The following is a 19,552-nucleotide window of genomic DNA, read 5'->3' on the forward strand; positions in this document are numbered from 1 at the left end:
GTGCTCAGCCGTAGGGCGTGAGCAGCTGGTCGACCGGGGCGAAGTCGTCGATGAGGACGGCGGCGTCCCCGATGAATCGGGACAGCCCGCTGCCGCCGGCCACCTGCCAGGCCAGCCCCCGGTCGGCGAGCGCGGCCGCGACCGCGTCGGCGGGCAGCGGCCGGTCGGCGGCCACGGCGACCACGTTCCCCCCGTCCTCCCCCGCCAACACCGGGGCCCGGGCCAGCAGCAGGACCGAACCGAAGACCGAGCGCAGGGTGGCCAACTCAGCTCGCACGAAGGCCAGCGGCGGGTGGTCGATGAGGTTGACCGCGTAGACGCCGTCCGGGGCGAGGGCGTCGCGAACCAGGCCGAGGGCCTCCACGGTGGTCAGCTGCCAGGGCACCGACAACCCGCCGAAGGCGTCCCCGACGACCAGGTCGCGCTCCCCCGCCGGCTCGGCAGCCAGCCCGACCCGCGCATCACCGACCGAGAGCTCGAGCCGCGGGGAGGTCTCCAGGCCAAGCTGTTCCTCGTCGACGGCGACCACGCCGGGGTCGACCTCCAGCACCCGGCTGGTGGTGCCTGGGCGGACCGCGGCCAGGTAGCGGGGCAGCGTCAGGCCGCCGCCGCCGACGTGCAGCGCCGACAGCGGCTCGCCGGCAGGGGCCAGGACGTCGGTGACCGAGGCGATGGCCTGGACGTACTCGAACTCCAGGTACCGCGGATCGGCGAGGTCGACGTAGGAGTGCCGCAGGGTGTCCAGCACCAGCACCCGGCCGCTGCTGCGCTCGGGATCGGCCTCGACCCGGGCACAGTGGTAGGCGGTCTCCTCCTCGCACGGCGTCGGTGCCAGGGCCGCCAGCAGCGTGCCGGCGACGGCCAGCACCAGCAGCCCGGCCGGCACCCGGCCGGAGCCCGCGGGCCCGGTGCGGCGCAGCAGCACGCCCAGGACCGCCCCGGCCACCACGACGACCAGCCCGGTGACGACCAGGATGACGCTGCTGGGCAGCACGGCGACCAGCACGAACCCGGTGCCGAAGGTGGCCGCGATGCCGCCCAGCGTGCCGATGCCCGACAGCCGGCCGACCACCGACCCGGTCTCGGCCAGGCTGCCCAGCTGCAGCGCCACCACCATCGGCGGCACAGCCGACAGCAGTGCGGCGGGCACGACCACCGCCACGGCGGCCAGGAGCAGGACGTTCCCGGCCGCCGCCCCGGTCAGCAGGTCGCCGGCGAACCGGACCAGCGGCAGCACGGCGACGACCAGGGCCCCGCCGGCGACCAGCAGCGGCGCCAGCAGCTTGCGGGGGTCGGTGCGGTCGGCGGCGGCACCACCCGACCACGCGCCCACGGCGATCGCGGCCAGCGCGAACCCGATCACCGCGGTGTTGGTCTGCAGGGTGACCCCGACGTAGGGCGCGATCAGCCGCAGCCCGACGATCTCGAGGACCAGCACCGCGCCGGAGGCCAGGAACGTCACCGCGGCGGCCACCGGGCCGGGCAGCGCGCGCGAGCCTGCCGCTGCGGGGGTGGTGGTCCGGGACTCCGCTGCGGGGTCGGGGCGCACGGTCAGAACAGGGCCGGCTGATCGGCCGGCTCGCTGACCGACTCCTCGCGGGCGGTCAACTGCGGGCCGTTGTTGGCGACGTTGCCCACCGCGCGGCCGACCGGGCGGATCTGCAGCCGCTCCACGTACTCCGGCGGCGTGGGCGCGGCCAGCGCGGCGACGTCCTCCCGCGCTGGGTCCAGCCATTCCGCCCACCGGTCGCGCGGCAGGACCAGCGGCATCCGCGGGTGCACCTCGCTGAGTGCCCCGACGGCCGGCGCGGTGACCACGGTGCAGGTGTAGAGCCGGTCGTCGCCGCGGCCCCAGACCTCCCAGAGCCCCGCGAACGCCAGCCCCGACCCGTCCTCCGGCGTCACGTAGTACGGCTGCTTGCCCGGGGAGTCCCGCCGCGGCGCCCACTCGTACCAGCCGTCGGCCGGGATCAGGCAGCGGCGGGTGGCCGCGGCGGTGCGGAAGGCCGGCTTCTCGGTCAGCGACTCGACGCGGGCGTTGAGCAGCCGATTGCCGATCGAGACGTCATTGGCCCACGAGGGCACCAGGCCCCAGCGCACGGCCCGCAGCTCACGATGCCCCCCGCCGGTCGGGCTACCCTCGGCGTCCCGCTCCTTCTTGTGCCGGACGACGTAGACGTCCTTGGTCGGGGCGACGTTGTAGTCCGCCGGCAGCGGCGACTGCCCCTCGGCGGCCACCGCCTCGAACTCCACGACCAGGTCCTCCGGTCGGCGGCTGGCGGCATAGCGACCACACACGGCGATCTCCTTCCGGTCGGACGACGATTGCGAGCCTAGGTGGGCCCCCCGACAGCCGACGCCCCCAGTGCGTGCTCTCCGGAGGGAGGGGTAGGACCGTCCCGGACACCAGATCGCAGACCCGACGGAGGGCACCACACCGTGACCACCACCCAGTCCCCTTCCACAGAGCAGCCGAAGACAACCGACGGCGCCCGGAAGTACGCCACCGTCAACCCCTACACCGGGCAGACCGAGCAGGAGTTCCCGTTCCTGCAGACCGGCGAGGTCGACGCCGTCGTGGAGCGGGCGCACGCCGCCTTCCTCGAGTGGCGTCGTCGGTCGGTCGAGGAACGCGCCGCCGTCGTGGCCCGCGCCGCCGAGCTGATGCTCCAGCGCACGGACGAGTTCGCCGCCCTGATCACCAAGGAGATGGGCAAGCGCATCCAGGAGGCGGCCGGTGAGGTGCAACTGGCGGCCAGCATCCTGAAGTACTACGCGGACAACGGGCCGCGCTTCCTGGCCCCCAAGCCGATCGACGTGATGGCCGGCGAGGCCGTCGTGGTCAACGAGCCGACCGGCGTCATCCTGGCCATCGAGCCGTGGAACTACCCGCTGTACCAGGTGGTCCGGGTGGCCGGGCCGAACCTGACGCTGGGCAACACCATCCTGCTCAAGCACGCGGAGAACAACCCGCAGTGCGCGCTGGCCCTCGAGCAGCTGTTCCGCGACGCCGGCGCTCCCGAGGGCGTCTACACCAACCTGTTCCTGAAGATCGCCGACGTCGAGCAGGTCATCGCCAGCAAAGCCGTCCAGGGCGTCACGCTCACCGGCAGCGAGCGCGCCGGCAGCAGCGTCGCTCAGCTGGCCGGCAAGCACCTGAAGAAGTCGGTACTGGAACTCGGCGGCAGCGACCCGTTCATCGTGCTGGACGCCCCCGACCTGGGCCGCACCGTCAAGGCCGCCACCATGGCCCGGATGGCCAACACCGGGCAGGCCTGCATCGCCGCCAAGCGGATCATCGTGCTCGACGAGGTCTACGACGACGTCGTCGCCGGCCTGACGCAGGCCTTCTCGACCTTCACCCCCGGAGACCCGGCCGACCCGGCGACCACGCTGGGTCCGCTGTCCACCGAGCGCGCCGCGCAGGACCTCGCCGCGCAGATCCAGGACGCCGTCGACAAGGGCGCCACCGTGCTGGCCGGCGGCGGCCGCCCCGACTCCGACGGGGCCTTCGTGGAAGCGACGCTGCTGGCCGACGTCACCCCGGACATGCGGGCCTACCACGAGGAGCTGTTCGGCCCGGCCGCCGTCATCTACCGGGCGGCCGACGAGGACGAGGCCATCGAACTGGCCAACAACAGCGACTTCGGGCTGAGCGCCGCCGTGTACGGCAGCGACGTCGAGCGGGCCCGGTCGGTCGCCGACCGCCTCGAGTCCGGCATGGTCTGGATCAACCAGCCCTCCGGCTCCTCCCCCGAACTGCCCTTCGGTGGGGTGAAGCGGTCCGGGTACGGCCGTGAGCTCTCCGAGCTGGGCATGTTCGAGTTCGCCAACCGCCGGTTGGTGCGCACGATGCCGGCCAAGAAGGCCAGCGCCCCGGCGGCGCCGGTCGTCGGCTGAGCACCGGCGGTCCGGAACGGCGGCTGTTCGTCCCCGTCGTCCCGGGCTGCCATCCTCTGCAGCCATGAGGTTCTCCACCACCGTCGAGCTCGGCGGGAAGACCGCGACCGGCATGGAGGTGCCGCCCGAGATCGTCGAGGCGCTGGGCGCCGGGAAGAAGCCCGCCGTGCGGGTCACGGTCGGCGGGCACACCTATCGCAGCACGATCGCCAGCATGGGCGGCCGTTTCCTCCTGCCGCTGAGTGCCGAACGCCGGGCCGCCGCCGGGGTCGCCGCCGGCGACCGGGTCGAGGTCGACGTCCAGCTCGACACCGAGCCGCGGACCGTCGAGGTGCCAGCGGACCTGGCTGCCGCGCTGGACGCCGAGCCGGCCGCCCGAGCCCGGTTCGACGCCTTGGCCTACAGCCACCAACTTCGCCACGTCCTCGGGGTCGACGGCGCCAAGGCCGAGACCACCCGCGCCCGCCGGGTGGCCGGCGTCGTGTCCGGACTGCTCGACGGATGAGCCCGGACGGCAGGATGGCGACATGACCGAGGTGTGGACGACGCCGTACGCGCGCGGCCCGGTGGACGCCGTCGTCACCCTGCCCGGCTCCAAGTCGATCACCGCCCGGGCCCTCGTGCTGGCCGCGCTGGCCGACGGGCCCAGCCGGCTGGTCCGCCCGCTCCGCGCCCGGGACACCGACCTGATGGCCGCCGGGCTGCGCGCTCTGGGGGCGGGCATCACCGAGGACGGCGCCGACTTGCTGGTCGCCCCCGGTCCGCTGCGCGGCCCCGCCGAGGTCGACGCCGGACTGGCCGGCACCGTGCTGCGTTTCCTCCCGCCGGTCGCCGCGCTCGCCACCGGGCCGGTGCACCTGGACGGGGACGCCCGACTGCGGGACCGACCCAACGCCGGGCTGATCGACGGCCTGCGGCAGCTGGGCGTCGAGGTCGACGACGGCGGCCGGGGCCGGGCCCCGTTCACCGTGCACGGCACCGGCGCGGTCCGCGGCGGTCCGGTGACCGTGGACGCCAGCGAGTCCAGCCAGGTGGTCTCCGGCCTGCTGCTGGCCGCTGCACGGTTCACCGGGGGCATCGACCTGACGCTGACCCGCGGGGTGCCGTCGCTATCGCACGTGGAGATGACCGTCCGCACCCTGGGCGAGCACGGTGTGGCCGTACAGGCGACCGGCCGGGGGTGGCGGGTCTCCCCCGGCCCGGTCGCCGCGCTGGACCGGGTCATCGAACCCGACCTGTCCAACGCCGCGCCCTTCCTCGCCGCCGCGCTGGTCACCGGCGGCCGGGTGACGGTGCGCGACTGGCCGACCGACACAACCCAGCCGGGCGCGCAGCTGGACCGGCTGCTCACCGAGATGGGCGCCGACGTGGCCCGCACCGCCGAAGGGCTGCAGGTGACCGGCGGACCGCGGATCGCGCCGCTGACCGCCGACCTGGGCGCGGTCGGCGAGCTGACCCCCGTGCTCGCCGCGCTCTGCGCGCTGGCCGACGGGTCGTCACGGCTCACCGGCATCGCCCACCTGCGCGGGCACGAGACCGACCGGCTGCAGGCTTTGGACGAGGTGCTCACCGCGGTGGGCGCTCGGGTCGAGCAGCTCCCCGACGGACTGGTCATCACCCCCGGCCCGCGCCGTCCCGCACGGCTGGACTCCTACGCCGACCACCGGATGGTGATGACCGCCGCCGTCCTGGGGCTGGCGGTCGAGGGCGTCGAGGCCGCCGACCCGGGCGCGGTGGGCAAGACGTTGCCGGACTTTCCCGACCGGTGGGCGGGGATGCTGGGTCAGGCAGTACGCCCGTGAGCGGACGCAGGATGGACAGCCGGTCGGACGAGGACGACGTCCGGGTCCGGCCGACCCGGCACGGCTCGCGGCCCCGCACCCGGCAGCGGCCGGCGCACGAGGAGGCCGTCCCCGGGCTGGTGGTCGCGGTGGACCGCGGCCGGATGACCGTGCGCGTGGCCGGCCCGGACGGCGCGCCGGTGCACGTGACCGCCATGCGCGCCCGCGAGCTGGGCAAGCACGGGGTGGTCGTCGGGGACGACGTCCGGCTCGTGGGCGACGTGAGCGGCCAGACCGACACCCTCGCCCGGATCGTGACCATCGCCGACCGGCGGACGACGCTGCGCCGCTCGGCCGACGACTCCGACCCGACCGAGCGCGTCGTCGTCGCCAACGCCGAGCAGCTGGTCGTGGTCAGCGCGGTCAAGGACCCCGAACCGAGCGTCGGCTTCCTGAACCGCTGCCTGGTGGCGGCCTACGCCGGCGGGCTGAGCCCGGTGCTGCTGTTCACCAAGGGCGACCTGGGCAGCCCCGCCGGGCTGCTCCGGCGCTACGCCGGCCTCGACGTCGACGCCGTGGTGGTCTCGCGGGACTCCCCCGTGACCGACGTGGCAGATCGGCTGGCCGGGCGGATGAGCGTGCTGATCGGGCACTCCGGGGTCGGCAAGTCGACCCTGGTGAACCGGCTCGTGCCCGACGCCTACCGCGCGACCGGGGACGTGAGCAAGGTCGGCAAGGGCCGGCACACCTCCTCTTCGGCGGTGATGCTCGACCTGCCCGGCGGCGGGCAGATCATCGACACTCCGGGCATCCGCTCCTTCGGCCTGGCGCACGTCACCGCCGACGACGTGCTCGCCGCCTCCTCCGACCTGGCCGACGCGGCGCTGGACTGCCCGCCCGGCTGCGGCCACCGCGCCGAGGACCCGGAGTGCGCCCTGGACGCCTGGGCCGCCGCCGGCCCCCCGGCGCGCGCCGAGCGGCTGGCCGGGTTCCGGGTGCTGCTCGAGGCCGTCGGCCAGCTCGACACCGGCCACTGAGCGCGGGCTCTGTGCCGCACGTCCCGCAGCTGGGACCCCGGCCGGGCGGCCGCGATCCGCCGCTGGCACGACTCCGTACTGGCCGCGATGCGCGCCGAGGCCGGCGCGACCGGTCCGCGTGCTGGACATGGGACCCGGGGCCGGGGTCAACGCAGTGCTGGCCGACCCGACCGCCCGCGAGGTGCTGGCCGTGGACGTTGCCGAGGGCGCAGTGCCCGCGGCCCGGGCCAACGTCGAGCGCAACGGGCTGGCGGACCGGGTCACCGTCCGCCGCAGCGACGTCTTCTCGGCGGTGGACGGGCGCTTCGACCTGGTGGTGGGGCGATCCGCCCTACCGGTGGTTCCCTCCCGCGGACGCCCTGGAGGCGACCACGACCGACGAGGGCTACGCCGCGCTGGGCCGGTTCACCGCCGGCGTCCGCTCCCACCTGACCGACCGGGGCCGGGTGCTGGTCGGCTTCGACACCAGCGGGACCTCACCCACCTGCGCCGGCTGGCTGACTGGGCCGGGTTCGCCGAGGAGGTGCTCCGCCGGCGCGAGCTGGTGCGCGACGAGCTGTCGGTGGAGTACGTCGTCCTGCGCTGGACGCCGCGTCGTCCGGGATGAGCGGACGGCTCAGATGAGCCGCGGCTCCACCGGGCGCTCCCAGGCAGCCTCCGGCGCCGTCCGGCCGCACCTCCCAGGCGCGGGCCCCCGGACGCATGCTCACCGCCTCGGCGAGCTGGGTGCCCACGTAGTGCAGCCCGACGCCGTCCTCCGTGGCGTATCCGGCCGGCAGCTCACGGCTGGCCACCATCCGGCGGTAGCCCTCCCGGCGTGGCTGGTCGGTGAGGTCGTCGTGCACCCCGTTGCTGTATCGCAGCAGGCCCAGTCCGTCGGTGAACGGGTCCAGCTGGTCCCGCCAGGAGTCCGTCGGACCGCCGAGGTGCCAGACCAGGCTGCCCGCGCTCGACCCGGCCAGCACCACCCCGGCCTCCCAGCACTCCCGCAGCACCTCGGGCAGGCCGTGGGCGCGCCACACCGCCATCAGGTTGACCACGCTGCCGCCCTCGACGAGGACGACCTCCTGGCGCAGCAGATGTTCCCGGACGTCGGCCACGCTGGGCTGGGGGAACAGCCGCAGGACGGTCAGGTCGACGTCGCTGCGCGCGCCGAACACCCGCTGATACGCCTCTACCGCGGCCGGGTCGTCGCCGACGGCCGTCGGCACGTAGCAGAGCCGGACCGGGCCGGGCGGCCGTCCGCCGCCGGCGGGACGCGCCAGCGCGAGGGCGTGTTCCACCAGCACCTGGGAGCCGCGCTCACCAGGGGCCGGGGAAAGAAGGCCGGAGAAGGCGAACACCTGGCGGATCACGGACGGCCTCCCTTCCAGCTCGACCTTCGGACCTCGACACCTCTACACGTCGACGTGGCCACCGCTGCGCCAGTAGACGCCGGCGGCCCGGGTCAGCAGGCCCTCGTCCACCAGGTGTCGGCGCAGCGCGGCGACATCAGGGTGCCAGGCGCGCAGCAGGGCGTTGACCTCGCGCTCGGGATAGCGGACGCCGGGCTCGAACACCCGCACCAGGTGGTCCAGCACGATCCGCCGCTTGCTGTGCTGGGCAGGCACCGACACCAGTCGGCCCTCGCGCAGGAAGGCCGAGAGGACGGCGTCCTCGGCGGGGTCCTCGGACAGTCGTTCCGGCGGCGGGGCCTGCTCGGCCGCCGACCGCGCGGCGGCGGCGAACCGGTCGGTGAGCAGCGCGAGCGCGTGGCCGTCGCGGTGCACCAGCCCGGCCCGGGCCAGCCGGCGTGCGGCCAGGGCGACGTCCTTGATTGGGAGGCCGCTGACCTCGGCGACCTCCTCGAGGGTGCCCGCGCCCAGGGCCAGCGCGGCCACGACCTTCAGCCGGGCGGGGTCGGCCAGCAGCCCGACGATCGTCCCCGCGCCCACTCCTGCGTCCACTCCCTGACGGTATCCGCGCATCACCGGACCGGCCGCTGGGTACCCGGCCGCGCATGGTGAGCCCGATCGACATCCAGAAGGCCCTCGGCGGCATCGACTACCCGGCGAAGAAGGACGACATCGTCAAGCACGCCCAGGACCACGGCGGCGACAAGGAGGTCCTGGACGCCCTCAGGAAGATCGAGGACCGCGAGTACGAGGGCCCCAGCGGGGTCAGCTCCGCCGTCTTCGACTGAAGAAGGACCCCCCTGCCCCCCGCCGCTCGCAAGCTCGCGGCAGGACCCTGCAGGGGGGCCGCTCCAGCACGTCACCAAGCTCGCGACGGGTCCCTGCAGGGGGGCCGCTCCAGCACGTCACCAAGCTCGCGACGGGTCCCTGCAGGGGGGCCGCTCCAGCACGTCACCAAGCTCGCGACGGGCCCCTGCAGGGGGGCCGCTCCAGCACGTCACCAAGCTCGGGGCGGTGCCCGTAAGGGGGCCGACCGGCGGTCGGCGGGGCGCAGACGGCCCCGCCGACTAGGTTGCTGACCCATGACGTCGGCGCAGCGCGGGTACAACGAGGACATGCGCTTGGCGCACGTGCTGGCCGATCAGGCCGACTCGATCAGCCTCGACCGGTTCCGCGCCCAGGACCTGCAGGTCGACACCAAGCCCGACCTCACCCCGGTCACCGACGCCGACCGCGCGGTGGAGGAACAGCTGCGCAGCTCGCTGGCGCGCGCCCGCACCCGGGACGCCGTGCTCGGCGAGGAGTTCGGCAGTACCGGCCGCGGTGACCGCAGGTGGGTGATCGACCCGATCGACGGGACCAAGAACTTCGTCCGTGGCGTTCCGGTGTGGGCGACGCTGATCGCGCTGATGGACGCCGACGTGCCGGTGGTGGGCCTGGTGTCCGCCCCCGCGCTCAACCGGCGCTGGTGGGCGTCGGCCGGGCTGGGGGCCTGGACCGGGCGCCGGCTGGAGAACGCCACCCGGTGCCGCGTGTCGCAGGTGAGCCGGCTCGCCGACGCCAGCCTGTCCTACTCCAGCATCTCCGGATGGGAGGAGCGGGAGCTGCTGGGCAGCTTCCTAGACCTGACCCGGCAGGTGTGGCGGACCCGCGCCTACGGGGACTTCTGGAGTTACATGATGGTGGCCGAGGGCGCAGTGGACGTCGCCTGCGAGCCCGAGGTGTCGCTGTGGGACCTCGCCGCGCTCGACGTGATCGTGCGCGAGGCGGGCGGGGCGTTCACCGACCTGTCCGGCGGGGCGGGCCCGGCCGGGGGCAGCGCGGTCGCCACCAACGGCGTCCTGCACCCGCACGTGCTGACGGCGCTCGCCCCGGGGGGACGAGCGCCGTCGGTCTAGCGGGGTCGCGCAGGCGCGGTCAGCGCACCGGGCCGGACCCGTTCCCGCCCCGGCCGCCCTGCACCCGACGACGCACGTCGTCGATCTTGGCCCGGGTCTTCGGGTCCTTCGCCATCTGCTGGGCCTTGTCCGTCGCCTGACGGATGACCTGCTTGCCCTTCGGGCTGTTGGCGAACTGGACGACCTTGTTGAACAGCGACGCCATGGGGTGCCCGCCTCCTTCGTCTGCGCGGAGGGCCCGTGCCGGGCCCCCTCTCTCCCGCCCAACGGTGCCAGGGTCGAGGTCGTTCCGCGCGTCGGACGGCGGCGGTTCAGGCTCCCGACCACCGCTCCCGGGCGGCGGTCAGCGCCGGCGCCGTCCGCGGCTCGACCACGGGCCCGGAAGACCGCCGTGCGGCGACGTCCAGCCCGAGGCCCCTGGCGGCGAGCACCGCGGCCCCGGCCGCCGATGCGCTGTGCACCCGGACGTGCCGCACCGGCCGGCCCAGCACGTCGGCCAGCAGCTGCTGCACTCCGGCGTCGCGCGCCCCCCCGCCGGTGAGCGCGACGGGGTCGCCGTCCGCCGGCGTCCCCAGCAGGTCGGCCGCGGCCGCGACGGCGAAGCCGACGCCCTCCAGCGCCGCGCGAGCCAGATCCGCCCGGGTCGCGTCCGCCGACAGCCCGGACCAGCTCCCCCGGGCGTCCGGCCCGGCGACCCCGCCCCGCTCACCGGTCAGCCAGGGCACGAAGACGACGCCGCCGGCACCGGGCGCGGCGCCGGCGGCCTCGGCGAGGAACGCCGGCCAGCTCAGTCCGAGCACCGCGCCCACCCACGACCAGGCGAGGCCGGCGTTCTGCAGCGCGGCCATCGCGTACCAGCCCTCGTCGACGGTGGCGTAGCTGTGCACCAGCGGGTCGGCGACCGGCACCGGCTGCACCCCCGGGCGCAGCACCTGGGCACCGGAGCCGAGGTTCACCTGCAGGCCGTCGCGGCGGCCGGCGGCCAGCAGGGCCAGCGGGGTGTCGGCGCCCCCGACCACCACCGGCACCTCGGTTCGGGCGGTGCCGATCACCAGGGCCGCCGTCCCGACCACGGCCGAGCCGGGCCGTACCGCGGGGAGCTGCTCCGGTCGCAGGCCGGCGGCCGCGACCGCCGCGGGCGACCACCGCTCCCCCGGCACGTCCCACAGCAGGGTGGCCGAGGCATCGCTGCGGTCGGTCACCGCAGGGCCGGCGTCGGCCAGCAGGGCGGCCCGCAGCGCGTCCTTGGGCAGCAGGACGGCGGCGGCCCGGGCCAGCAGCTCCGGCCGCGCGGTGGCCAGCCAGGCCACCAGCGGCCCGGTCATGCCGGGCACCAGCGGGTTGGCCAGCGCGGCCCGGTCGCCGGCCGGCAGGTCGCGCCAGCGCTGCACCTCCGCGGTGGCGCGCTGGTCGGGCCAGAGCAGGGCCGGGGCCAGCGCGGCGCCGTCCTGATCGACGAGCACGGCACCGTGCATCTGCCCGGCCAGTCCGAGGGCGGCCACCGGCCGGCCGGCGAGCTGGTTCTCCAGCGCGGCGAGGGCGTCGTCCAGCGCGCGCCGCCAGACGGCGACCTCCGTCTGCGCCCACCCCGGCCGCGGCCGGTCGATGGGGTAGCCCACCTCGGACTCCGCCACGACGGCGCCGGACAGGTCGAGGGCGGCCAGCTTCAGGCCGCTGGTGCCGAGGTCGACGCCGAGCACGACGGCGGCGTCGCTCATGACGGCGGGCTCATGACGGCGGGCTCATGACGGCGGGAAGAACCCACCCGGGCGCCCGTTGCGGTCGGCAAGCAGGCCGGCCAGCGTGGCGACCGCGATCTCGCCGGGGCTGCGCGAGCCGACGTCCAGCCCGATCGGCCGGTGCACCCGGGCGATCTCCGCGGCGGGCACCCCCAGGGCGGCGAGCGCGGCGACGTGCGGGCCCTCGTGGCGCGGGTTGCCCATGATGCCCACCCAGCGGACCGGCCGGACGAGCGCGTCGCGCAGCAGCACCCCGAGCTCCGCGCGATGGTGGTCGGTGACCACGACGTCGGCGCCCGGACCGCCCAGGCCGGCCGGGAGCTCGGCGACGCTCGCGACCCGGACGACGTCCGCCGGGAGCCCGCCCGGCGCGGGCCGGTCCACGTCGGGCTCCACCAGCACCGGCCGCCAGCCCAGCTCCGCACCGATCCGCAACAGTGCGCCGGCGACCGGGGAGGCGAAGCCGGCGACCAGCACCCGCTCCGGGGTGTCGCCGGCCGGCGCCGAGCCGTGGGCGACGCCGCAGGACGGGTCGGGCCCGGTCACGGTGCGCCCAGGAGCTCGACCAGCGCGGTGGCGAACGGGGCCACGGCGACCGCACCGAGGTGGTCGCCGGACACGAGCGTCAGCCGCGCCCCGGGGATGGCCGCGGCCAGCACTTCCGGGCGCACGGCCAGCGGGTCGGCGTCCCCGGCGGGCACCAGCGTGGGCGCCACCACCTCGGCCGGCGCGAGCCGGTCGGCGCCCACGCCGTCGGCGAGACGGCGGAACGACGCGGCAGCTGGGTCGGCGAGGGTGGCCGGGTCGGCGGCCTCCAGCGCGGCGATCAGGAACTCCGGCCGGATCGTGCGTGTGTCGACACCGCCGAGCTCGACCACCGCGGCCCAGCCTCCACCGACGACCAGCCGGCGGACCCGGGCGTCCGCGGCGGCGACCAGCAGCGACACGATCGCGCCCATCGAGTAGCCGGCCAGGTCGAAGCGCTGCGCACCGCGGGCGTCAGCCACCCGCTGCAGGTCCTCGGCCATCCGCACCTCGCCGTCCGGGCGGAGTCGTGCGGCTTGGCCGACCGGCCGTAGCCGCGCGCGTCCACCCCCACCACGTCCCGGCCGGCCGCCAGCAGCGCCGGAACGATCCCGGCCAGCTGCCAGTCGGTGACGGTGTCGGCGACGAAGCCGTGCTGCAGGAACACCGGAGGCAGAGTCCCGGGGACGCCCCAGCGGGGGGACGGCGACCTCGACGCCGTCCGAGCCGGGGTCCCGCGTCGTCCGGGGCGCCTGCAGCAGAGCGGTCATCGCTGGGGGCTGTTGCCGTACGCGTACCCCGCGTCGGCGTACCGGCCGCCCTGAGCCACGCCGGGCGGCGCGATCTCGGCCAGCCGCGCGAGGTCCTCGGCAGACAACTGCACGCCGGCGGCCCCGACGTTCTCCTCCAGGTAGCTGCGCCGCTTGGTGCCCGGGATCGGCACGACGTCCTCCCCCTGGGCGAGCACCCATGCCAGGGCCAGCTGACCGGGGGTGACGCCCCGCTCCGCGGCAATCCCCCGGACGGCGTCGACCAGCCGGAGGTTGGCCGTGAACGCCTCGCCGGTGAACCGCGGGTGGGTGCGGCGCCAGTCGTCGGCGGCGAAGTCCTCCGGGCTGGTGATCGCCCCGGTGAGGAAGCCCCGGCCCAGCGGGCTGAAGGGCACGATGCCGATGCCGTGCTCGCGCGCAACGTCCAGCACGCTGCGGCCGTCGTCCCCGGGGACCTCCAGGTCGCGGGTCCACAGCGACCACTCGCTCTGCAGCGCGGCGATCGGATGGACGGCGGCCGCCCGCTGGATCGACGCGGCGCTGGCCTCCGACAGTCCCAGGTACCGGACCTTGCCGGCCTGCACCAGCTCGGCCATGGCACCGACGGTGTCCTCGATGGGTACCGTCGGGTCGACCCGGTGCTGGTAGTAGAGGTCGAGAACGTCGACGCCGAGCCGACGGAGGCTGGCCTCGACCCGGAAACGGACGTTCTCCGGCCGGCCGTCGATGTCCATGCCGCCGCGCTCGTCGTGCGACAGCGAGAACTTGGTGGCCAGCTGGACCTCGTCGCGGCGCCCGGCGATCGCCTCGCCGACCAGTTCCTCGTTGTGCCCCTCGCCGTAGACGTCGGAGGTGTCCAGGAAGGTCACCCCGAGGTCCAGGGCCCGGCGGACGGTCGCCACCGACTCGGTCCGGTCGGCGGTGCCGTACATCTGGCTCATGCCCATGCAGCCCAGACCGAGGGCGGCGACCTGCAGCCCGCCCAGGCTGCGCCGGGGCACCGGCGGGATCGTCTGCGTCATGACCGCATCCTGTCCCCGCCGCCGGAGCGGATGCCAGCCGGGTGCAAACCGCTGCCGGCGCGGCGCTCAGCTGCCGCACAGCACGCCCGTCGTCGCGAGCTCCTCGGCGACGCCGCGCAGCTTGACGTTGCTGCGCTGGGAGGCGTGGGTGAGCAGCGTGAACGCCTGTTCGGCAGTCACCTTGTAGCGCTCCATCGCCGATGCCCTTGGCCTGCTCGATCACCGATCGGGACAACATCGCGGTACGCATGTTCGTGACGTCCTGCGTGGCGCGCGCGGCGGTCGGCGCTCCTCACGCAGCACGGCGCCAGGATGGGAGCCGACCCTGGACGCCGGCAGCCCGGAGGCTCCACGTCTGCTGGCAGCCGTACCGACCGCCGGCCCGCGCGGCGGCGGCCCCGTCTGATGGGATGAGCACCCAGGGCCGCGGCGATCGGCCGTGCCCCGGTCGAGGAGGCCCCGTGCAGTACGCCGAGTCCGTCGTCGAGCTGATCGGCGACACGCCGCTGGTCCGACTGCGTTCCGTCACCGACCACCTGGGCCCAGACGCCCCCCTGGTCCTGGCGAAGGTCGAGTACCTGAACCCCGGCGGGTCGGTGAAGGACCGCATCGCGCTGCGCATGATCGAGGAGGCGGAAGCCTCCGGCGCGCTGCGACCCGGCGGCACCATCGTGGAGCCGACCAGCGGGAACACCGGCATCGGCCTGGCGATCGTGGCCCAGACCCGCGGGTACCGGTGCATCTTCGTCTGCCCGGACAAGGTGGGTCAGGAGAAGATCAACGTGCTGAAGGCCTACGGGGCCGAGGTGCACGTCTGCCCGACCGCTGTCGACCCGGCCGACCCCCGCTCGTACTACTCGGTGTCCGACCGGCTCGCGCGAGAGACCCCGGGCGGCTGGAAGCCCGATCAGTACGCGAACCCGGCCAACCCGCGTTCGCACTACGAGACGACCGGCCCGGAGATCTGGGCACAGACCGACGGCCGGGTCACCCACTTCGTCACCGGAGTGGGCACCGGCGGCACGATCTCCGGCATCGGCCGGTACCTCAAGGAGGCCAGCGACGGCCGAGTCCGCGTCGTCGGCGCCGACCCGGAGGGCTCGGTCTACTCCGGCGGGACCGGCCGCCCCTACCTCGTCGAGGGGGTCGGTGAGGACTTCTGGCCCGAAGCCTACGACCGGTCGGTCGCCGACGAGATCGTGGCGGTGTCCGACGGTGACTCCTTCGCGATGACCCGCCGGCTGGCCCGCGAGGAGGGGCTGCTGGTGGGCGGCTCGTGCGGCATGGCCGTCGTCGCAGCGGTGCGGGTCGCCGAGCGACTGACCAAGGACGACGTCCTGGTGGTGCTGCTGCCCGACGGTGGCCGGGGCTACCTGAACAAGATCTTCAACGACGAGTGGATGTCCGACTACGGCTTCCTGGACGCCGGCGGCGGCGAGACCGTCGGCGAGCTGCTGGACGCCAAGTCGGGGAGTACGCCGACGCTGGTGCACACCCATCCCAACGAGACCGTGCGCGATGCCATCGACATCCTGCGCGAGTACGGCGTCAGCCAGCTGCCGGTCGTGCGGGCCGAACCGCCGGTGACCGCCGGTGAGGTGGTCGGCTCGGTGGCGGAGAAGGCGCTCCTGGACGCGCTGTTCGCCGGCCGCGCGACGCTGGCCGACCCGGTGGAGCGGCACATGTCCGCGCCGTTGCCGATAATCGGCTCCGGCGAGCCGGTGTCGGCGGCGGTGGGCGCGCTCGGTACGGCCGACGCGCTGCTGGTGCACGTGGAGGGCAAGCCGGCCGGCGTCGTGACCCGGCAGGACGTGCTCGGTCACCTGGTCGGCATCGCCCCAGCCCCTACGGTGATGTCATGAACACCGGTTTCAACACCCGCGCCATCCACGCCGGGCAGGAGCCCGACCCGGCCACTGGAGCGGTGGTCGTGCCGGTGCACCTGACCAGTACCTACAAGCAGGACGGCGTGGGCGGGCTGCGCGGCGGTTACGAGTACAGCCGCAGCGGCAACCCGACCCGCACCGCCCTGCAGGAGGCCCTCGCCGCGCTCGAGGAGGGCAGCACCGGGCTGGCCTTCGCCTCCGGGCTGGCCGCCGAGGACGCGCTGCTGCGCACCGTCTGCGCACCCGGGGACCACGTCGTCCTGCCCGGGGACGCCTACGGCGGCACCTTCCGGCTGGTCTCCAAGGTCTTCTCCCGCTGGGGCGTCGAGCACACCCCGGTCGACCTCAACGACCTGGACGCGCTGCGCGCCGCCCTCCGGCCGACGACGCGGGTGATCTGGTGCGAGACGCCGACCAACCCGCTGCTGAACGTCTCCGACATCGCCGCGCTGGCGCAGGTGGCGCACGAGGCCGGCGCGCTGCTGGTGGTGGACAACACCTTCGCCTCCCCCTATCTGCAGCGACCGTTGACCCTCGGCGCCGACGTGGTGGTGCACTCCACGACCAAGTACCTGGGCGGGCACTCCGACGTCGTCGGGGGCGCGCTGGTCACCGCCGACGCGGGGCTGGGCGAGCAGCTGGCCTATCACCAGAACGCGATGGGTGCCGTCGCCGGGCCGATGGACGCGTGGCTGGTGCTGCGCGGGATCAAGACCCTCGGCGTCCGGATGGACCGGCACTCGGCCAACGCCGCCCGGATCGCCGAGTTCCTGCTCGGGCACCCGGCCGTGGGCGACGTCCTCTACCCCGGACTCCCGCAGCACCGGCACCACGAGATAGCCGCGAAGCAGATGTCCGGCTACGGCGGGATGCTGTCGTTCCGGCTCCGCGGTGGCGAGGAGGCGGCCCTGAAGGTCTGTGAGCGGACCCAGTTGTTCACCCTGGCCGAGTCCCTCGGCGGAGTGGAGTCGCTGGTCGAGCACCCGCACCGGATGACCCATGCCAGTGCCGCCGGCTCGCCGCTGGAGGTGCCCGCCGACCTGGTCCGGCTGTCGGTGGGCATCGAGGACGTCGAGGACCTGCTCGCCGACCTGGACCAAGCCCTCGCCTGATAAAGGACCCCCTTCCTCCCCACCCTTCGCAAGCTCAGGGCGGGACCCTGGAAGGGGGCCGGGTCAGGCCAGGCCGTGCACGAATGCGGTCAGGTCCGCGGCCATCCGGGCCGGCTGCTCCCACAGCACCAGATGGCCGGTGGCGGGGTAGACCGGGAACCGGGAACCGGTCAGGGCGGCGCACAGCGCCTGCTGTTCCGCGCGCGGCAGCAGGTGGTCCTCGGCGCCCCAGATCACCAGGGCCGGCGATGGGATGGGCGCGGACTCGGTCGGCGGGACGGCGTCGGACAGGCCGGACAGGGCAGCGCGCCAGACGTGCGCCGGCACCCGGGCGCCGTCCGCCACCCTGTCCGCCAGGTACCAGTCGGGAACGGGCTGCACGCAGGGGAACCACTCGAGGGAGGCGCGCACCCAGGCGGGATCGACCGGGTCGCACAGGCGGTCCACCTCGTCGGCGAAGGGCGGCCGGCCCCGCAGAGACCGCGGCGCCCCGACCAGCACCAGGCCGGCCACCCGCGCCGGGTGGTCGACGGCCACCTGCTGTGCGACGTAGCCACCGCTGGAGGAGCCCACCAGCACCGCCCGGGTCAGCCCCACGGCATCGAGGAAGGCGGCGACGTCGTCGGCGGCCTCGCGGAGGGAGTAGCCGCCGGCCGGGCGGTCGGCGTCACCATGGCCCCGCTGGTCCCAGGCGAGTGCGTACACCGACGGGGGCAGCGAGGCCCGCATCCGGTCGAACGCGCGCCGGGACTCCGCCCAGGCGTGCAGCAGCACGACCGGGACCCCGGTGGCGTCCCCGGCGGCGACCCACGGCACCGCGATGCCCGTCGCCAGACGAGCCGTGCGGACGTCGTCCGTGCGGGCCACCTCGCGAGCCTAGGCGCGCCCCGCACCCTGGGCACCGGACTCACTCCGTGGTCGCCATCCTTGCGCCACAGCGTAAGGATGGAGACCGCCCTGCGAAGCCGGTGATCAGGCGCCCTCAGGCCGGGGCGGTGAGGATGCGTGGGCCGTCGTCGGTGACGGCGACCGTGTGCTCGGCGTGAGCGGCCCGGCTGCCGTCGGCGCTGCGCAGCGTCCAGCCGTCGGCGTCCACCCGGTAGTCGTCGTCGCCACCTGCCAGGAACCACGGCTCGATCGCGATGACCAGGCCGGCGCGCAGCGGTACGCCCCGGCCGGCCCGGCCCTCGTTGGGCACGTGCGGCTCCCCGTGCATGGTCCGGCCGACACCATGGCCGCCCTGGTCGGTATTGATGCCGCAGCCGCCCGTGCGCCCGATGGCAGCGATCGCGGCGGAGACGTCGCCGACCCGGTTGCCCGGCACGGCGGCGGCGATCCCGGCCTGCAGGGCCTGTTCGGTGGTATCGACCAGCTGCATGTCGGCCGGGCGCGGGGTGCCGGCCGGGAAGGTGATCGCCGCGTCGCCGACCCAACCGTCCAGGGTGGCGCCCGCATCGACGCTGAGCAGGTCGCCGTCCTCGAGCGGCTGCCGGGTGGGGATGCCGTGCAGTGCGACGTCGTTCACCGACAGGCACACGACGCCGGGAAACGGCGGGGTGGTCCGCAGCGGCGCGTAGCCAAGGAACGGCGAGGTCGCCGCGGCCCGGGCGAGGACGGCGCGGGCCACCTCGTCGAGTTGAGTCAGCCGCACGCCCGGGGCCGCGGCAGCCCGCACCGCCGCGAGCATCTCCGCCACGACTGCTCCAGCAGCGCGCATCGCGTCCAGCTCACCGGGGGATCGCAGCTCGATCATGTCGCCGCCCTTCCAGTATGATTATCCCGGTATTACTATCACCCTCATGGTGCGACCGCCGCTGACCCCCGCCGAGCGCGACCGCGGCCGCCGGCTGGGCGCCCTGCTACGCACCGCCCGCGGCGACCGGAGCCCGGCCCAGGTGGCCGCGGCCTCCGGCGTCAGCCTCGAGGCGCTGCGGAAGATCGAGTCCGGTCGGGTGCCCACGCCGGCGTTCTTCACCGTCGCCGCGCTCGCCCGCACCGTGGACCTGCCGTTGGACCGACTGGCGACCGAACTCGACGACACCGGCAATGGCGCCGTCCTCTCCGCCTGATACAGGTCAGCGCGGCAGGAGTACGGCAACGTCCGGCGCCACCTGGGCGAAGGCTCCGTCGAACGTCGCCACGAGCCCGCCGCGGGACCGGGCCAGCTGCGCCAGATAGGCGTCGGTGACCTGCCGGTGACCGATCACGTGGACGAGCTCGACGTCGCTGTAGGACAGGTCGTCCAGCCACTGCTCGTGGCGGGCGTGCGCCACGACCGAAGCCAGCACCTGACGCGCCTGCGTGATCCCCGAACCGGACCGCAGCAACAAACGCAGCAACGTGCCCTGCACCGTCGGCGACGTGGCGAAGGAGGGTGCCCCGCGGAACCAACTGCGGGCCGGCAGGTGGTGCACGTGCTCCGGCACGACGAGGGCCACGAGGACGTTCCCGTCCAGCAGGTGGGTGCGCGCCGCTGAACCGGTCATCG

Annotated in this window: 22 protein-coding genes and 2 pseudogenes; 10 read left to right on the forward strand and 14 right to left on the reverse strand. The window is 74.8% G+C overall.

What is annotated here, in order from left to right; all coding sequences use genetic code 11:
- Positions 1–4: 4 nt before the first annotated feature.
- Positions 5–1,549 (reverse strand): fused MFS/spermidine synthase, encoded by a 1,545-nt coding sequence (locus BLW04_RS00195; RefSeq protein WP_091535840.1) that lies wholly within the window; start codon positions 1,547–1,549, stop codon positions 5–7.
- Positions 1,550–1,551: 2 nt separating this feature from the next.
- A complete protein-coding gene (locus tag BLW04_RS00200) occupies positions 1,552–2,298 on the reverse strand; it encodes an SOS response-associated peptidase (RefSeq protein ID WP_091535842.1) in 747 nt (248 codons plus the stop codon).
- Positions 2,299–2,439: 141 nt separating this feature from the next.
- On the opposite strand from BLW04_RS00200, the gene BLW04_RS00205 reads away from it, so the two are divergent.
- The 5 genes and pseudogenes from BLW04_RS00205 to BLW04_RS29420 all read left to right on the forward strand — a co-directional run.
- A complete protein-coding gene (locus BLW04_RS00205) occupies positions 2,440–3,900 on the forward strand; it encodes an NAD-dependent succinate-semialdehyde dehydrogenase (RefSeq protein WP_091535845.1) in 1,461 nt (486 codons plus the stop codon).
- Between the two features lie 64 nt (positions 3,901–3,964).
- Entirely contained in the window at positions 3,965–4,405 is a 441-nt protein-coding gene (locus tag BLW04_RS00210) for a YdeI/OmpD-associated family protein (RefSeq protein WP_091535849.1), read from the forward strand.
- A 22-nt stretch (positions 4,406–4,427) separates the two neighbouring features.
- On the forward strand, positions 4,428–5,702 hold the full coding sequence (aroA, locus tag BLW04_RS00215) for a 3-phosphoshikimate 1-carboxyvinyltransferase (RefSeq protein ID WP_091535853.1): 1,275 nt from the start codon (positions 4,428–4,430) through the stop codon (positions 5,700–5,702).
- 11 nt (positions 5,703–5,713) lie between these two features.
- Entirely contained in the window at positions 5,714–6,718 is a 1,005-nt protein-coding gene (gene rsgA / locus BLW04_RS00220; protein WP_091535858.1) for a ribosome small subunit-dependent GTPase A, read from the forward strand.
- Positions 6,719–6,845: 127 nt separating this feature from the next.
- Positions 6,846–7,052, forward strand: a pseudogene (locus tag BLW04_RS29420) (methyltransferase); the annotation flags it as partial.
- A 142-nt stretch (positions 7,053–7,194) separates the two neighbouring features.
- Here BLW04_RS29420 and BLW04_RS00230 read toward each other — a convergent pair.
- A complete protein-coding gene (locus BLW04_RS00230) occupies positions 7,195–8,073 on the reverse strand; it encodes a peptidase E (RefSeq protein ID WP_217630774.1) in 879 nt (292 codons plus the stop codon).
- Positions 8,074–8,115: 42 nt separating this feature from the next.
- Positions 8,116–8,664: a DUF2087 domain-containing protein gene (locus tag BLW04_RS00235; RefSeq protein ID WP_254780901.1), complete on the reverse strand. Its 549-nt coding sequence runs from the start codon at positions 8,662–8,664 to the stop codon at positions 8,116–8,118.
- 53 nt (positions 8,665–8,717) lie between these two features.
- Here BLW04_RS00235 and BLW04_RS00240 point away from each other — a divergent pair, with 53 nt between their 5' ends.
- Entirely contained in the window at positions 8,718–8,900 is a 183-nt protein-coding gene (locus tag BLW04_RS00240; protein WP_091535864.1) for a DUF2795 domain-containing protein, read from the forward strand.
- 294 nt (positions 8,901–9,194) lie between these two features.
- The gene (gene hisN / locus BLW04_RS00245; protein WP_091535866.1) at positions 9,195–10,010 is read left to right on the forward strand and encodes a histidinol-phosphatase; all 816 of its coding nucleotides are present in this window, start codon (positions 9,195–9,197) and stop codon (positions 10,008–10,010) included.
- 19 nt (positions 10,011–10,029) lie between these two features.
- Here the strand turns inward: hisN and BLW04_RS00250 are convergent, their stop codons facing one another.
- From BLW04_RS00250 to BLW04_RS27930, 7 genes and pseudogenes are all read right to left on the reverse strand, one after another.
- Positions 10,030–10,215 (reverse strand): hypothetical protein, encoded by a 186-nt coding sequence (locus BLW04_RS00250; RefSeq protein WP_091535869.1) that lies wholly within the window; start codon positions 10,213–10,215, stop codon positions 10,030–10,032.
- 106 nt (positions 10,216–10,321) lie between these two features.
- The gene (locus BLW04_RS00255) at positions 10,322–11,728 is read right to left on the reverse strand and encodes an FGGY family carbohydrate kinase (protein ID WP_091535871.1); all 1,407 of its coding nucleotides are present in this window, start codon (positions 11,726–11,728) and stop codon (positions 10,322–10,324) included.
- Positions 11,729–11,752: 24 nt separating this feature from the next.
- Entirely contained in the window at positions 11,753–12,295 is a 543-nt protein-coding gene (locus BLW04_RS00260; RefSeq protein ID WP_091535873.1) for an XdhC family protein, read from the reverse strand.
- Positions 12,292–12,777, reverse strand: a complete 486-nt coding sequence (locus tag BLW04_RS00265; protein ID WP_175483840.1) for an alpha/beta fold hydrolase — start codon at positions 12,775–12,777, stop codon at positions 12,292–12,294. The genes BLW04_RS00260 and BLW04_RS00265 overlap by 4 nt, the downstream gene beginning before the upstream one ends.
- Positions 12,778–12,857: 80 nt before the next feature.
- Positions 12,858–12,941: pseudogene (locus BLW04_RS29425) on the reverse strand (alpha/beta hydrolase); the annotation flags it as partial.
- A gap of 99 nt (positions 12,942–13,040) precedes the next feature.
- A complete protein-coding gene (locus BLW04_RS00270) occupies positions 13,041–14,066 on the reverse strand; it encodes an aldo/keto reductase (protein ID WP_091535874.1) in 1,026 nt (341 codons plus the stop codon).
- A gap of 66 nt (positions 14,067–14,132) precedes the next feature.
- Positions 14,133–14,246, reverse strand: a complete 114-nt coding sequence (locus BLW04_RS27930; protein WP_254780902.1) for an ANTAR domain-containing protein — start codon at positions 14,244–14,246, stop codon at positions 14,133–14,135.
- Between the two features lie 281 nt (positions 14,247–14,527).
- Between BLW04_RS27930 and BLW04_RS00280 the strand changes: the two genes are divergently transcribed.
- Together BLW04_RS00280 and BLW04_RS00285 are read left to right on the forward strand one after the other, a co-directional pair.
- A complete protein-coding gene (locus tag BLW04_RS00280; RefSeq protein ID WP_091535876.1) occupies positions 14,528–15,928 on the forward strand; it encodes a cystathionine beta-synthase in 1,401 nt (466 codons plus the stop codon).
- Complete coding sequence (locus BLW04_RS00285) at positions 15,925–17,064, forward strand: cystathionine gamma-synthase (RefSeq protein WP_091535879.1); 1,140 nt, start codon at positions 15,925–15,927, stop codon at positions 17,062–17,064. Before BLW04_RS00280 ends, BLW04_RS00285 begins: the two co-directional genes overlap by 4 nt.
- Positions 17,065–17,127: 63 nt before the next feature.
- On the opposite strand, the gene BLW04_RS00290 is transcribed toward BLW04_RS00285, so the two are convergent.
- Entirely contained in the window at positions 17,128–17,931 is an 804-nt protein-coding gene (locus tag BLW04_RS00290) for an alpha/beta fold hydrolase (protein WP_091535882.1), read from the reverse strand.
- Between the two features lie 115 nt (positions 17,932–18,046).
- Positions 18,047–18,817 carry a type I methionyl aminopeptidase gene (gene map, locus BLW04_RS00295; RefSeq protein ID WP_091535884.1) on the reverse strand — a complete coding sequence of 257 codons (771 nt, stop codon included), beginning with the start codon at positions 18,815–18,817 and terminating at the stop codon, positions 18,047–18,049.
- A gap of 46 nt (positions 18,818–18,863) precedes the next feature.
- Between map and BLW04_RS00300 the strand changes: the two genes are divergently transcribed.
- The gene (locus BLW04_RS00300) at positions 18,864–19,133 is read left to right on the forward strand and encodes a helix-turn-helix domain-containing protein (RefSeq protein WP_091535888.1); all 270 of its coding nucleotides are present in this window, start codon (positions 18,864–18,866) and stop codon (positions 19,131–19,133) included.
- A gap of 6 nt (positions 19,134–19,139) precedes the next feature.
- Here BLW04_RS00300 and BLW04_RS00305 read toward each other — a convergent pair whose 3' ends face one another.
- The gene (locus BLW04_RS00305; protein ID WP_091535891.1) at positions 19,140–19,550 is read right to left on the reverse strand and encodes a TA system VapC family ribonuclease toxin; all 411 of its coding nucleotides are present in this window, start codon (positions 19,548–19,550) and stop codon (positions 19,140–19,142) included.
- Positions 19,551–19,552: the final 2 nt, after the last annotated feature.

Source organism: Modestobacter sp. DSM 44400 (assembly GCF_900107175.1).
Lineage (GTDB): Bacteria > Actinomycetota > Actinomycetes > Mycobacteriales > Geodermatophilaceae > Modestobacter.

Coding starts and splice junctions, on each gene's coding strand:
- BLW04_RS00305 (WP_091535891.1), bottom strand. CDS start 19,550: ATGACCGGTTCAGCGGCGCGCACCCACCTGCTGGACGGGAACGTCCTC.
- BLW04_RS00255 (WP_091535871.1), bottom strand. CDS start 11,728: ATGAGCGACGCCGCCGTCGTGCTCGGCGTCGACCTCGGCACCAGCGGC.
- BLW04_RS00250 (WP_091535869.1), bottom strand. CDS start 10,215: ATGGCGTCGCTGTTCAACAAGGTCGTCCAGTTCGCCAACAGCCCGAAG.
- BLW04_RS00265 (WP_175483840.1), bottom strand. CDS start 12,777: ATGGCCGAGGACCTGCAGCGGGTGGCTGACGCCCGCGGTGCGCAGCGC.
- BLW04_RS00270 (WP_091535874.1), bottom strand. CDS start 14,066: ATGACGCAGACGATCCCGCCGGTGCCCCGGCGCAGCCTGGGCGGGCTG.
- BLW04_RS00285 (WP_091535879.1), top strand. CDS start 15,925: ATGAACACCGGTTTCAACACCCGCGCCATCCACGCCGGGCAGGAGCCC.
- hisN (WP_091535866.1), top strand. CDS start 9,195: ATGACGTCGGCGCAGCGCGGGTACAACGAGGACATGCGCTTGGCGCAC.
- BLW04_RS00210 (WP_091535849.1), top strand. CDS start 3,965: ATGAGGTTCTCCACCACCGTCGAGCTCGGCGGGAAGACCGCGACCGGC.
- aroA (WP_091535853.1), top strand. CDS start 4,428: ATGACCGAGGTGTGGACGACGCCGTACGCGCGCGGCCCGGTGGACGCC.
- BLW04_RS00240 (WP_091535864.1), top strand. CDS start 8,718: ATGGTGAGCCCGATCGACATCCAGAAGGCCCTCGGCGGCATCGACTAC.
- map (WP_091535884.1), bottom strand. CDS start 18,817: ATGATCGAGCTGCGATCCCCCGGTGAGCTGGACGCGATGCGCGCTGCT.
- rsgA (WP_091535858.1), top strand. CDS start 5,714: ATGGACAGCCGGTCGGACGAGGACGACGTCCGGGTCCGGCCGACCCGG.
- BLW04_RS00300 (WP_091535888.1), top strand. CDS start 18,864: ATGGTGCGACCGCCGCTGACCCCCGCCGAGCGCGACCGCGGCCGCCGG.